The sequence below is a fragment of the Campylobacter subantarcticus LMG 24377 genome, from assembly GCF_000816305.1.
GTDB lineage: Bacteria > Campylobacterota > Campylobacteria > Campylobacterales > Campylobacteraceae > Campylobacter_D > Campylobacter_D subantarcticus.
The window spans coordinates 517,253-531,144 of sequence record NZ_CP007773.1 but is presented as its reverse complement, the minus strand read 5'-3'; the positions used below and the strand labels follow the sequence as shown (position 1 = coordinate 531,144).

The window sequence follows — 13,892 nt, the reverse complement described above, 5'->3', positions numbered from 1 at the left end:
TTTTCCTTGTTTTATTATTTTACTTTATTTTTTGTATTTTCTTCAAGTGGAAAAACAAAATTTAAAATAATCGCTGTAATTCCTCCTGCTGCAATCCCTGAAGAAAATAAAGTCTTAAACCATAAAGGCATAAAATTTAAAATATCAGGATTATTTGAAACACCAAGTCCTATACCCAAACTCATCGCAATGATAATAATAGAACGACGGTTTAAATTTTCTTTTGAAATAATCCTAACCCCCGTTGCAGCTATCGTACCAAACATCACTAAAGTTGCTCCACCCAAAACAGGCTCTGGAATTTGCAATGTAATATCTGCTACAATAGGAAATAATCCTAAAATCATCAGCATAAAAGCAACTATAAAGCCCACATAGCGACTTGCAACACCCGTTAAAGCTATAACGCCATTGTTTTGACCAAAACACGAATTAGGGAAGGTATTGAAAAAAGCCGAAACAAAAGAGTTAAGACCATTAGCCAAAACCCCTCCTTTTAACCTTTTAGCATAAAGCTCACCTTTAACAGGTTGGTTTGAAACTTCACTTGTTGCACTAATATCACCAATAGTCTCTAAAGAAGTTACCATAAAAACCAAAATCAAAGGTAAAATCAAATTATAATCAATACTTAAGCCATAATGCAAAGGATCGGGTAAAAAGATCAAAGGTAAATTTTCATTAAAGCTAAAGCTAAAGTTTTCAAAAGTCATAGCCACCAAAAGCCCTATAATCATAGCGATAAATAAAGATGAAATTCTTATATATACATTATCAAAACGATTTAAAATAACAATACTTAAAATCACCACTGCAGCAAGCAATAAATTTTGCAATGAACCAAATTCCCCGCTTGCTTTAGCAGCAAAACCACCTCCAGCACTTATCAAACCTACATTGATCAAACTAAGACCTATAATCATCACAACAATGCCTGAAACCAAAGGTGAAATAATTCTCCTAACAAAAGGAAGAATTTGAGAAATAATCATCTCTGTGGTAGAACAAAGCATTAAAGTCCCAAAAATCGCTCCAAGCATCGCTTCTTGACCCAAACCATTATCTTTTAAAACTAGTCCACCCAAAATAATAGGCGTAACAAAATTAAAACTTGTTCCTTGAATAGACAAAAGACCACTTCCCACAGGACCCCAAGTCTTAATTTGCAAAAGCGAAGCTACGCCTGAAGCAAAAAGCGACATACAAATGATTCTAGCCGTATTGCCATCATCTACCCCAAGTCCTTTACAAATCAACAAAGCAGGCGTAATAACAGCCACAAACATTGCCATCAAATGCACTAACGCAGCAAAAAAAGCCTTAGCAAATGGTGGCTTGTCTTCTAAGCCATAAATTAAGTCTGTTTTATTTTCCATCTTTCTTTCCTTTTGTTTGTTTACTTACCAAAATAATTCCTCCTATAACAATGCTGAAAATTCCTATAAAAACCATCAAACTAGGAAAATCATCTCCTAGTAATATACCCAAAAATAAAGTAAAAACTACATCTATATAACTAACCCCTGCAACCACTCCTGCTTTTTTTGCTACACCATAAGCTTTGGTAACATGAATTTGATACATAGCACCAAAAATACCCATTAAAATAATAAAAATCCAAGCTTTAAAACTAGGCATAACAAAAGGTGCGATTAAAAAGTCCAATTCTTTTGCCTCGTAAAATGAACCTATGATCATAGAAACCAAAGGCATTAAAGTACCAATCAAAACAAAAGATAAGGCTATAAAAGGCGCTGGGTATGATTTTCTAAGTTCTCTTACGCTAGTTAGCGCCAAAGCTGCGAAAAAACCACTTAAAATTCCCAAAATGCTATTTTTTAAATCAAAACCCGAATGCGTGCTACTATCTGCAAAAGGCTGACAAACCAATAACACCCCAATAAAAGCGATCAAAATTCCAAAACACGCTTTTAACCCTAACTTCTCTTTAAAAAACAAAAAGGCAATTAAAGCTATAAAAATAGGTGCTGTTTTTTGAAAAGCAAAAGCTCCTCCTAGGGAAATATTAGAAACATTATAAAAGAACAGATATAAAGCAACTGTTCCTATAACACCTCTAAAAATAAGCAGTCCAAGATGTCCACCACTTTTATGAAAATTTAATTTTGAAAGTGCATAGAGCATGAAAGCGGTGCCTATGATATTTCTAAAAAACATAATTTCAATTGATGATAATTCTTCGCTTAAAATTTTTGCACAAGCACCCACAAGTGCAAACTCTATCGAAGCAATAATCATAAAATATATACCTAAATTTTTTTTGACAATTCTTAGCATATTAATTCCACATAAAAATTCCCGTTATTTTAATCTTTTTTGCTTAATTTTAAGGCAATTTTTATATAATCACGAATAAAAATTTAAAAATGAGTATTAATGCAAAGTATTATTTTAATAGGAAAACCAAATGTTGGCAAATCAAGTCTTTTTAATAGACTTGCAAGAAAGCGCATAGCTATCACTAGTGATATTAGTGGAACCACAAGAGATACAAACAAAATCGAAGTAGAGATTGATGGTAAAAAAGCTTTGCTAATAGACAGCGGTGGGCTTGATGAGAGCAACGAGCTTTTTAAAAACGTCAAAGCAAATTCACTAAAAGCCGCTAAAAATAGCGATATTATCTTTTATATGGTTGATGGCAAATTCCTACCTGATGATGAAGATAAAGCATTTTTTTATGAAATGAAAAAACTCAACAAACCCATAGCTTTAGTAATCAATAAAGTCGATAATAAAAAAGACGAAGAAAGATCTTGGGAATTTTCAAATTTTGGTGTTAAAGAAGTTTTTAACATCTCGGTTACGCATAATATAGGCATCGATGAACTTTGCATGTGGGCTGGTAAATTTTTAAATGAAAGTTTTTTAAATGCAGATGAAGAAGAAGACTTTGAAAGTTATTTAGAAAATTTTGATGAAAATAGCGGAGATTTTAAACTAAAAACCATCAATGAAAACCACATTAAAGTGGGGATTATTGGTAGAGTGAATGTAGGAAAATCAAGTCTTTTAAATGCCTTAGTAAAAGAAGAACGTAGCGTGGTAAGCGATATAGCAGGCACCACCATTGATCCTGTTAATGAAAGCATTATGCATAAAGATAAAATCATCGAATTTGTAGACACTGCAGGGATTAGAAAACGTGGAAAAATACAAGGCTTAGAGCGCTATGCACTCAATAGAACCGAATATGCTCTAGCTAATGCTCAAATTGCACTTTTAGTTCTAGATGCAGCTGAGGGTTTTAATGAGCTTGATGAGCGTATCGCAGGACTTGCTGCCAAACATTGTTTAGGCGTGATTATTGTTTTAAACAAATGGGATAAAAGCGAGCTTGATTTTGATAAAACTTTAAAAGAATTAAAATTAGATCGTTTTAAATTTCTAGCTTATGCACCTGTTGTAAGCGTATCAGCTTTAAGCGGAAAAAGAGTGCACGTGCTTTTAGATAAAATCTTAGAAGTTTTTGCAAATTTCACGCAAAAAATTCCAACAGCAAAATTAAATGCTTTAGTAGAAGAGGCCACAAGAGCACATCCATTGCCTCATGATTATGGAAAACTAGTTAAGATATACTATGCTGTGCAGTATGACTTAGCACCTCCAAAAATAGCTCTAATCATGAATCGACCTAAAGCCTTGCATTTTAGTTATAAACGCTATTTACAAAATCAAATCAGAAAACATTTTAATTTTGAGGGCGTGCCTTTGATTTTAGCTTCAAGAAAAAAAGGTAGTAAAGATGAGCAAGAAGGATAATCTCCTTTTTGTAGGTTTTATGGGTTGTGGTAAAACGACTATTGCAAGAGCTTATGCAGAAAAATATGATAAATTTTTTTTAGACACAGACTGTTTGATTAAAGATAAATTTAATCTTAAAATTAGTGAATTTTTCAAAATATACGGGGAGAAAAAATTTCGTAAAGAAGAAAAAAAATTGCTTACTTTTCTTGCTAACACTCAAAATTGTTCCATTGCAAGTGGTGGCGGTTTTATACAACAAAAAGGGTTAAAAAATATCGGTAAAATTGTTTATCTACAAGCAAGTTTTGAATACATCTTACAAAGATTAAACCAAGAGGAATTATCCACAAGACCTTTACTGACTAATCTAAACAACGCTAAAATGCTTTTTAAGCAAAGAATAAAAAAATATAAAAAAAAAGCAGATATTATAATTAACATTGAAAACAAAAGCATTAAAAAAATTATCAAAGAGATTAAAAAAGAGGTAAAATGAGAGTTATTACAGGTTTACAACCAAGCGGAGATTTACATATAGGAAATTATTTTGGATCAATCAAACAAATGCTAAACATGCAAGAAGAAAGTCAAATGTATATGTTTATAGCAAACTACCACGCTATGACTTCAAGTTTTGATGGGGAAAAACTTAGACAAAACTCACTTAAAGCTGCAGCAGCTTTTTTGAGTTTAGGGATTGATCCACAAAAAAGTGTTTTTTGGTTACAAAGCGATGTCAAAGAAGTAATGGAGCTTTACTGGATCCTTTCTCAATTTACTCCTATGGGGCTTTTAGAAAGAGCACATAGCTACAAAGATAAAATCGCCAAAGGCTTAAACGCCAACCATGGGCTTTTTTCCTATCCTGTTTTAATGGCTGCAGATATTTTACTTTTTAATGCTCAAATAGTTCCAGTCGGCAAAGATCAAATTCAACACGTTGAAATTGCAAGAGATATTGCCCTAAAAGTCAACAACGAATGGGGAGAAATTTTCACCTTGCCTCAAGCAAAAACTAATGATGAAGTTGCGGTAGTGCCAGGTACTGATGGATCCAAAATGAGCAAATCTTATCAAAACACCATTGATATTTTCAATACTCCTAAAGCCATCAAAAAGCAAATTTCTTCTATCGTTACAGACAGTACAGCTTTAGAAGATCCAAAAGATCACATCCAATGTAATGTCTTTAACATTGCAAAACTATTCTTAAACACTCAAGAACAAGAAGCCTTAATCGCGAGATATCAAAAAGGCGGTGAAGGATATGGGCATTTTAAAATGTATTTAAATGAAATTATTAGTGAGTATTTTGCTCCAGCCAAAGAAGAGTATGAGAAACTACTAGCTAATCCTTCTAAAATCGAAGAGATTTTAGAATTTGGAGCAAGCAAAGCAAAAAAACAAGCTCAAGAAACAATGGAAAAAATTTATGCTAAAATAGGACTGTAATAAGGAGTTATAATGTTAGATCTAAAACTTTTACAAAATAATTTTGATGAAATCACACAAAAATTAAAAGCTAAAAAAGTCGATGAAAATTTACTTAAAGAACTCAGTGAATTATTTGTCAACTTAAAAAAAGAAAAAGCACTTTTGGAAGAATTTCAAGCTTTTCAAAATAAATTTAGCAAAGAACTTGCAACTGCACAAGATAAAGAAAGTTTAAAAACACAGCTAAGCCAAAATAAAGAAAAAATCAACACTCAATCAAAAATCGTTAGCACACTAGAAGAAAAACTAGAACAAATTGCTCTTGCAGTGCCAAATATACCAGATGATTGTGTACCTTTAGGGGAAGATGAAGATGAAAACGTCGAACTTAAAAAAATACTTACTCCGCCTAGTTTTGATTTTGAGATCAAAGAACACCATGATTTAGGTGAAAAATTAAACTGGCTTGACTTTACAAGAGGGGTTAAAATCTCACAAAGTCGTTTTTGTGTACTCAAAAATGAAGGGGCTTTGCTAAGTAGAGCTTTAGTAAATTATATGATAGATTTTAATAGAAGTAGAGGTTTTGAACTAGTTAATGTGCCATTTTTAGTCAATAGCGCAACCATGTATGGCACCGGACAGCTTCCAAAATTTAAAGATGATATGTATAAGGTAGAAAATGATGATTTATACCTCATCTCAACTTCTGAAATTCCTGTGACCAATCTTTATTCTAATGAAATTTTAACCCAAGAAGAATTGCCTTTAAAAATGACTTGTTACAGTGCTTGCTTTAGGCAAGAAGCAGGAAGCGCGGGAAGAGACACTAGAGGCATTATCAGACAACATCAATTTGAAAAAGTAGAGCTTGTTAGCATATGTAAACCTGAACAAAGCGAAATGATGTTTGAAGAAATGCTAACTTGTGCAAGCGATTTGCTTAGTTCTTTAGGATTGGCTCATAGACATTTAATGCTTTGCACCGGAGATTTAGGCTTTTCAGCTGCTAAAACAGTAGATTTAGAAGTATGGCTTCCATCTCAAAATAAATACCGTGAAATTAGCTCTGTATCTAATTGTAAAGATTTTCAAGCAAGACGTGCAAAAATTCGCTTTAAAAATGATAAAGGCAAAAACGAATTAGCACATACACTTAATGGCTCTTCGCTAGCTGTTGGAAGAACCTTGGTAGCTATTATGGAAAATTATCAAGAAAAAGATGGAAATATAAGAATTCCTGACATATTAAGAAAATATTTTTAAGAGAAAACATGGCTGAAGAAGTAACACTTAAAGAACAAGACAACCAAGAAAAAGCTTTCTCTGAGATAGATGAAAATCCAGGAGAAGAACAAGCTATCCCTCCTGGTATGATACCTCCTGAATTAGAGGAGGAAGAAAGCACCTTTCAAAGAGTAAAAGAAGAACCTCAAACACCACAACCTGAGGAGAAAAAAAAGCTTTTTGATAAAAAATTTACTATTTTAATTTCTGCACTTGGAGGTCTTGCCTTAATATTGCTTGTCATTTTGATTTTACTTCTTGTATTTAAAAATGATAAAAAAGTCATTGCAAATAGTCCAATTTTAGAAGATAATGTTAGTGCAAGCATCACTAAAGTAAAACAATCAGCTTTAGATCTTGTAGTACAAAAAGCAAATTTATTATATGAAAAAGGTGATATAGAAAGTGCTTTAGAACTTTATAATAATATTAATATTTTCAATCAATCCTTATCTAGTTATAATCTTGGCGTAGCCCAAATGAAACAAAAAGATTATGCTAGCGCAATTGAAAATTTCAAGCAATCTTTAGAATTAGAAGAACACAAAGTAGCTGCTGCTATAAACACTGCTGTGTGTTATTTTAATCTTGGCAATAAAGAAAAATTTAATTACTATCTTGACTTAGCAAGAGTGCATTTGCCACAAGACTCCAAGTCATCCTTGTATGATTATTACCTGGGTTTAATTAATTATTATCAAGGATTTTACCCTGAAGCTTTACAAATGTTTATACGTTCAAACAACATCAATGGTTATCAAGGTGAATCTTATTATCTTGGAGCAAAAGTTTATACCTTATTAAAATCAGAAAAAAATGCCATTGATTTTTTACAAAAACAAGAAGATTATGAAGCAAGTTTACCCTTAGGCTTATTATATGCAAAATCAGGAGAATACCAAAAAGCTAAAGAATATCTTGAAAAAGCTTCAAAGATAGAAAAGCATGAAGCAAGAAGTAAGGTTGCTTTAGCTTTAGTTGAATTAAAAACTGGTCAATTTGAAAGTGGTGCACAAATTTTAAAATCTCTTTACATCAAAGATAAAGATATAGGTTCAAAATACTATAATATCAAAACAAGATTAAAAAGAAATTTTTCGAACATTGATATAGCTCAACAAAATTTTGCCAAGAGATTAATTACCGGAAAACAACAAATATATGATTTACTGTTTTACTTCTCACCATATCATGTTTTTGATGTTAAACAAAGCATGGAGCTTATCACAAAGGCCGATTTGGGAAATTTTATACAAGGATATAAATATGAAAACGAATTGCTTGTTAAAAGCAAGACTTTATCGGGGGTTAATATAGAATTATCCCATGCTATTAATTTAGCTTTTAATTTTCACTTAAGAGAGGCTAATCAAGAATTTAAAAACTTAAGTGAAATTTATCATGCTCATGACGTAATTCATTATAATCTTGCCCTAACTTATGCACAGTTACAAGATTATAATAATGCTTACAAGCACTTTTCAACCGCATATCATTTAAATCCTAAAAATTATATTGCAGGAATTTTTGGCATATATTGCATGGATCTAGCAAAGAAAGATTATACAAAACTTGCTAATGAACTTTTAGAAAATCTCCAAGCAGATAATACCATTGATCAAAACAACAATATATACAAATATTTGCTATATTTGGCCAAAAATGACTTTACTGCTACTATTCCTTACTTAGATAATCTTTCAAATACCAATAACACACCTTTGGAGCTAATATTTGCTATTATAGCTGCAAATGGCAATAATCTTGAAACTCTAAGAAATCAAAAAATAAAAGAATTAAAAGATTTATTGAGTGAAGATATTATTAGCAATATTTTATATTTTAACTCCAAAAATATGAACTTAAATATCAAAGAATACGCCAAACAAGCGCAAATGTATTTTTTAAATACCAAACTTGATTATAATTCTTTGTCTGGTGGGGCTGGAATAGTTAAAGATAGCTATGTAACACTTATGCAAATAACAGGTTTACTTAATCATGTTAGAAATGATATTAAAAAAAGACTTGCTATGAGTAATAAAAATTCCATTGGATTAATCTTTGCTCTAGCTTATGTAGATATATTTGCAAAAGAATATCAAGAAGCATATACACTTTATAATATTTTAATAGATAATTATAAAATTAAAGATGCTCAAACTTTATTCTTAGCTGCAGTTGCAGCAATAGGTTCAAATAATCCAAATTCAGCTATAGCTTTACTTGAACTTGCAAGATTAGAAAATGAAGAGACCTTAGAAGCAAGGCTTGCTTTAGGACTTTTATATCATGAAGTGCAAAACCTAGAACCTGCCATATTTCAATATGAAAAAGTAGGTAATAATTTTGAAAGCAAATTCTTTACTTTTGATATAAAAAACTAGTATTTTCAAAATGAAAATACTAGTTATATAAAAATCATATAATTTATTTAATACTTATAAAAATCAGAATTATAACTTAAAAAGAAGTGGCTCCGGATGTAGGATTCGAACCTACGACCAATCGGTTAACAGCCGACTACTCTACCGCTGAGCTAATCCGGAAAATCAATAAATAAGAAATGGTATTATATAAGAAAAAAATACTTTTGTCAAGAGTTTTTTACAAAAAATTATATTTTTTTGTAAAAATTTACTCCTGCTAAATTTTTTACAGCGACTTTTTGCTCTTTAATTAATTTTTCTAATACATTTTTGCTATATTGACTAAATTTATTTTCAACATCAAATTCACTTTGAGCTCTAAGTTGCAACATTTTCAAAAGCTCTTGAGCATTAAAATCAATTTTTTCACCTTTATAATAATGCTTAGCAAGCACAATAGGCACACTAGTAATATACATACTTAATTCTTCTAATTTTTCCATAGATATACCTTTAACAGGATAAGCCGGAGGTCTATCAATAGTGCTAAAATCTACTCTTAATGGCTTTATTTTGCCAAATATTTCATTTAAAGCTAACATTTCTTCTTTATTATCATTTAAGCCTTGTACAACCAAAACTTCCATGATAAGCTCACCTATAAATTTTTCCCTAAAGGTAATCATTTTATCTATCATTGTTTCAAGTTTAATTTGTTTTAAAGCTTTATCTATTCTATAAAATGTTTTTTCTTTAGCACTATCAAGACTAAATTTAACCACATCAATATCCAATAAAGCATTGAGTATATTTGGATTTAATACACCACTACCATTACTTAAAATCAAAAGTTTTTTATCTAGTTTTATTTTATTTAACTCACAAACTAATTCTTTTAAATAAGGGTACAAACTGGGTTCACCATTTGCGGTTAATGTAAGAAAATCAAATTTCACATCACTAGCTAAAGCTTGCTTTACTTGTTCTAAGATATCTTGAATTTTTGGATATACTAAAGATTTTTCCATGGGTTTTGCAGCTTGTAATTCACAATATACACAATCAAAATTACATTGTTTTTGATTTGGACTTAAGTCAATCCCTAAAGAAAGCCCAAATCTTCTTGAACTTATAGGACCAAAGGTAATTTTATTCACTTTTGTGATTTCTCTTGAACTAACTTGATAAAATATTTAACATTTTCAACAGGAATATCAGGCAAAATACCATGTCCAAGGTTAAAAATATGTGCACTATCTTGCATGATATTTAAAATTTTATCCACTCCTGCTGCGATCGTCTTTTTATTATACAATCTGCAAGGCTCCATATTGCCCTGCAAAGTATATCTAACACCTAGTTTTTCTTTAGCTAATTCTAAAGGAGTACTCCAATCTACACCAAAAACATCAAAATTTCCATTTATATCATCTAAAAATCCACTAACACCTTTAGGAAATAAAATCACGGGAATATGCGGATATTTTTCCTTTATAAAATCAGCAACTTCAAGCATGTATTTAAAAGAAAACTCAAAAAACATCTCTTTTTCTAAAGCACTCGCCCAACTATCAAATATCTGTATAGCATTAGCACCTGCTCTAATTTGCTCTTGAATGTAGTATTTCAATGCTAAAGTAAGTTTAGATAAAATCTGATGTAAAAATTCAGGGTTTTGATAAACTAATTTTTTACATTTTGCATAATTTTTACTACCACCACCTTCTATCATATAAGTAGCAATAGTCCAAGGACTTCCACAAAAACCAATCAAAGCTTTATCTTGTGCAAGTTTTTCTCTAGTAAGCGCTAAGGTATCATAAACATAAGAAAGATTTTTAATACTTTTTTCAACATCTAATCTTTCTAAATCTTCCTTAATTTTAATGGGATTTGAAAATACTGGCCCTTCGCCTTTTTCAAATTTTAAATCCATGCCCATTTCTAAAGGCACCATTAAAATATCTGAAAAAATAATAGCCGCATCAACACCCAAAATATCCACAGGTTGCAAAGTAACTTCACTTGCTTTTTTATAGTCTTTACAAAGAGATAAAAAATCCCCAGCGCTTGCTCTAACTTCCATGTACTCAGGCAGATATCTTCCTGCTTGACGCATCATCCAAACAGGAGTGTAAGGAGTTGGTTTTTTTAAGCACGCATCAATAAAAATCATTTTTATTCCTTATATTAGTGATCGCTTTTATGTAAAAAATAAAGACCTATACAAAGAGCTAAAATAGAACCTGCCAAATAAGTCATATCCAAAACTGTATTAAGTTGCATTTGCAAAATTCTCTGAAAAAAATTTACAACTAAAACCATGATGATTACTTTTGCAAGCTTATCTTTTAACTGATCCAAACTATGCACTTCTAACACTTTAGATTGTTTTGTTTTTTTAAACTCTTGTATTTCACTAATAAAAAGTTCATAAATTCCAAAAGAAAAGATAAATAAAACCAAAGCCATTAAGTATAAATCCACAGCACCTATAATTAAACCTACAATATCCTCATGTAAATCTACTGTTGAATTAGAAACCATGAAGTATTCAAAAACATATTTTAAAACTTTAATTACATCATAACTAGCTATAAAAAACAAAACAAAAGCACCAACAAGACCAAAAATAACCGGTAAAATAGTAACCAAACGACTTTTAACTAATAAATTTTCAAAAAATTTTCCTAGCATTTTTCCCCTTTATCAAACCAATTCTAACCATTTTTTTGCAATACGCACTGCATTTGTAGCCGCCCCAACACGAATTTGATCAGCCACACACCATAAATGTAAAATGTTTTTATGATTAATATCGCGTCTAATTCTTCCTACATAAGTTTCATTAGTATCACTCATAAAAAGTGGCATAGGATATTTTTTATTTTCTACATCATCAATCACAACAACACTTGGTGCTTTAGAAAGTATCTCTCTAACCTTAGCAACATCAACATCTTTTTCAAAATGCATAGTAATGGCTTCACTATGACTTCTAAGCACAGGGACTCTTACGCAAGTTGCTGAAATTTCAAGTTTTTTATGCAATATTTTTTGCGTTTCATTTACCATTTTTAATTCTTCTTTAGTGTAGCCATTTTCACTAAAAACATCAATTTGAGGAATTAAATTTAAAGCTAAGGTATATGGAAAAGTTTTTGCCTCAAATTCATCTAATTTAAAAGCAAAAAAACTTTGCATTCCTTGAACTAATTCTTCCATACCTTCTTTACCTGCACCACTTGCAGCCTGATAAGTACTTACATCTACCCTTTTTAGATTAAATACATCATCAAGTGGTTTTAAAACATGCACCATTTGTATAGTAGAGCAATTTGGATTAGCAATAATTCCTGTTTTTTCCCAATCTTTAATATCTTCACTATTGCATTCAGGAACTACTAAAGGAACATTTTCATCCATTCTAAAATGGCTAGTATTATCAATCACTACAGCACCACACTCTACTGCGTATTTTACATACTCAGCGCTTATGTTTCCTCCAGCACTAAAAAAAGCAATATCTACAGGATTTTCCTTAAAGACACTTGGGGTTAATTCTTTAACTTTGTAGCTTTTACCTCTAAATTCTACTTCGCTACCTGCACTTTTTGCACTTGCTAATGGTAAAATACTTTCAACCGGGAAATCAAGCTCATCCAAAACATTTAAAAGCTCTTCTCCGACTACTCCAGTTGCACCTACAATGGCTATTTTTTTCATCATCCATCCTTTTTAAGTAATATTGTATTTTTTCATTTTTTCACTAAAAATTTTCTCACTCATCCCTATAAGCTTAGCTGCTTCTGTAATATCTTGTGAATTTTTTAAAGCTTCTAAAATCAATTCTTTTTCAAGATTTTTAATATCTTTACTTTTTCTACTTTCTAAGAACAAATCTTGAGCGCTAATCTCATCATTTTCACTTAAAATACAAGCTCTTTGTATAATAGAAATTAATTCCCTAATATTACCTGGAAAATCATAAGCTAATAGAGCACCTTGTGCTTCTTGACTTAAAGTTTTTTCATTAAAATCATATTCTTTACATGTATCAAGTAATACCTTTTGTGCAATTTGCAAAATTTCTTCTTGACGCTCTCTTAGTGGTGGTATATTAATAGGAATAGTATTAAGCCTATAATATAAATCTTGTCTGAATTCATTATCTACAATCTTTTTTTCCATATGAGCATTAGTTGCACTAATAATTCTTACATCAATCTTGATGCTTTTAGTACTTCCTAACCTTGTAATTTCTTTTTCTTGCAAGGCTCTTAATAATTTTGCTTGAATTTCATAAGGCATTTCACCTATTTCATCTAAAAACAAAGTGCCTTCATTAGCGAGCTCAAACAACCCTATTTTAGTAGTATTAGCATCGGTAAATGCACCTTTTTCAAAACCAAAAAGCTCACTTTCTATCAAATTTGATGGAATTGCTGCCATATTAATAGCCACAAAAGGTTTTTGTGCTCTTTTTGAATTTTTATGCACAAAATTTGCAAAAACTTCTTTACCTACCCCACTTTCTCCAAAAAAAAGCACGCTTGCATCTGTCTTAGCAGCCTTAGTAGTCAATTTTAAACAATCTTCTAAAGCTTCAGAAATACCATAAAAATCTTGATGATTTTCTTCTTTTTTGATAATCTTTTTGTTTGTTTTTTTAGAAGTCTTTTCTTGAATTATTTTTACGCGTTTTATCGCAGTTACTAAAGTATTAATATCAAATGGTTTTACTAGAAAATCTTTTACTCCAAGTCTTACTGCTTCTATGGCACGATTTAGCGTTGCATTACCTGTAATAATAATAAAATCATATTTATTCTCACAAGCTTGCACAAATTCAATACCATCCATACCCGGCATATTAATATCTGTAATAATCAAATCAACATCATCATTTAGTTTTTTTAAAGCTTCAGTTGCTGATTTATAAGATTTTATAGCAAATTCTTCATACTCACTCAAAGCAATTTCGAGTGATTTTCTCATATTGATATCATCTTCAACTATAACTAAATTCATTGC

Annotated in this window: 12 protein-coding genes and 1 tRNA gene; 5 read left to right on the top strand and 8 right to left on the bottom strand. The window is 30.9% G+C overall.

Annotated features, from left to right (window positions below; genetic code table 11):
- Positions 1-14: 14 nt before the first annotated feature.
- Positions 15-1,376: a uracil-xanthine permease family protein gene (locus tag CSUB8523_RS02805; RefSeq protein ID WP_043019538.1), complete on the bottom strand. Its 1,362-nt coding sequence runs from the start codon at positions 1,374-1,376 to the stop codon at positions 15-17.
- Positions 1,366-2,298 (bottom strand): DMT family transporter, encoded by a 933-nt coding sequence (locus CSUB8523_RS02800; protein WP_043019537.1) that lies wholly within the window; start codon positions 2,296-2,298, stop codon positions 1,366-1,368. The genes CSUB8523_RS02805 and CSUB8523_RS02800 overlap by 11 nt, the downstream gene beginning before the upstream one ends.
- Before the next feature lie 99 nt (positions 2,299-2,397).
- On the opposite strand from CSUB8523_RS02800, the gene der reads away from it, so the two are divergent.
- The 5 genes from der to CSUB8523_RS02775 are packed head-to-tail and all read left to right on the top strand — an operon-like array spanning position 2,398 to position 8,876.
- Positions 2,398-3,783: a ribosome biogenesis GTPase Der gene (der, locus tag CSUB8523_RS02795; RefSeq protein WP_043019536.1), complete on the top strand. Its 1,386-nt coding sequence runs from the start codon at positions 2,398-2,400 to the stop codon at positions 3,781-3,783.
- On the top strand, positions 3,767-4,264 hold the full coding sequence (locus CSUB8523_RS02790; RefSeq protein ID WP_043019535.1) for a shikimate kinase: 498 nt from the start codon (positions 3,767-3,769) through the stop codon (positions 4,262-4,264). The genes der and CSUB8523_RS02790 overlap by 17 nt, the downstream gene beginning before the upstream one ends.
- Positions 4,261-5,220, top strand: a complete 960-nt coding sequence (trpS, locus tag CSUB8523_RS02785; protein WP_043019534.1) for a tryptophan--tRNA ligase — start codon at positions 4,261-4,263, stop codon at positions 5,218-5,220. The genes CSUB8523_RS02790 and trpS overlap by 4 nt, the downstream gene beginning before the upstream one ends.
- 12 nt (positions 5,221-5,232) lie before the next feature.
- A complete protein-coding gene (serS, locus tag CSUB8523_RS02780; protein ID WP_043019533.1) occupies positions 5,233-6,468 on the top strand; it encodes a serine--tRNA ligase in 1,236 nt (411 codons plus the stop codon).
- Between the two features lie 8 nt (positions 6,469-6,476).
- Positions 6,477-8,876: a tetratricopeptide repeat protein gene (locus CSUB8523_RS02775; RefSeq protein WP_043019532.1), complete on the top strand. Its 2,400-nt coding sequence runs from the start codon at positions 6,477-6,479 to the stop codon at positions 8,874-8,876.
- An 87-nt stretch (positions 8,877-8,963) separates the two neighbouring features.
- Here CSUB8523_RS02775 and CSUB8523_RS02770 read toward each other — a convergent pair.
- The 6 genes from CSUB8523_RS02770 to CSUB8523_RS02745 all read right to left on the bottom strand — a co-directional run bounded on the left by CSUB8523_RS02770 (position 8,964) and on the right by CSUB8523_RS02745 (position 13,889).
- Positions 8,964-9,038, bottom strand: a tRNA-Asn gene (locus tag CSUB8523_RS02770).
- A gap of 68 nt (positions 9,039-9,106) precedes the next feature.
- Positions 9,107-10,015: a radical SAM protein gene (locus CSUB8523_RS02765; protein WP_082018421.1), complete on the bottom strand. Its 909-nt coding sequence runs from the start codon at positions 10,013-10,015 to the stop codon at positions 9,107-9,109.
- The gene (gene hemE, locus CSUB8523_RS02760) at positions 10,012-11,034 is read right to left on the bottom strand and encodes a uroporphyrinogen decarboxylase (RefSeq protein ID WP_043019531.1); all 1,023 of its coding nucleotides are present in this window, start codon (positions 11,032-11,034) and stop codon (positions 10,012-10,014) included. The genes CSUB8523_RS02765 and hemE overlap by 4 nt, the downstream gene beginning before the upstream one ends.
- Positions 11,035-11,048: 14 nt before the next feature.
- Positions 11,049-11,555, bottom strand: coding sequence for a YqhA family protein (locus tag CSUB8523_RS02755; protein ID WP_039663187.1), 507 nt, complete (start codon positions 11,553-11,555; stop codon positions 11,049-11,051).
- A gap of 12 nt (positions 11,556-11,567) precedes the next feature.
- A complete protein-coding gene (locus tag CSUB8523_RS02750; RefSeq protein ID WP_039663185.1) occupies positions 11,568-12,587 on the bottom strand; it encodes an aspartate-semialdehyde dehydrogenase in 1,020 nt (339 codons plus the stop codon).
- A 9-nt stretch (positions 12,588-12,596) separates the two neighbouring features.
- Positions 12,597-13,889 carry a sigma-54-dependent transcriptional regulator gene (locus CSUB8523_RS02745; RefSeq protein ID WP_039663183.1) on the bottom strand — a complete coding sequence of 431 codons (1,293 nt, stop codon included), beginning with the start codon at positions 13,887-13,889 and terminating at the stop codon, positions 12,597-12,599.
- Positions 13,890-13,892 lie beyond the last annotated feature (3 nt).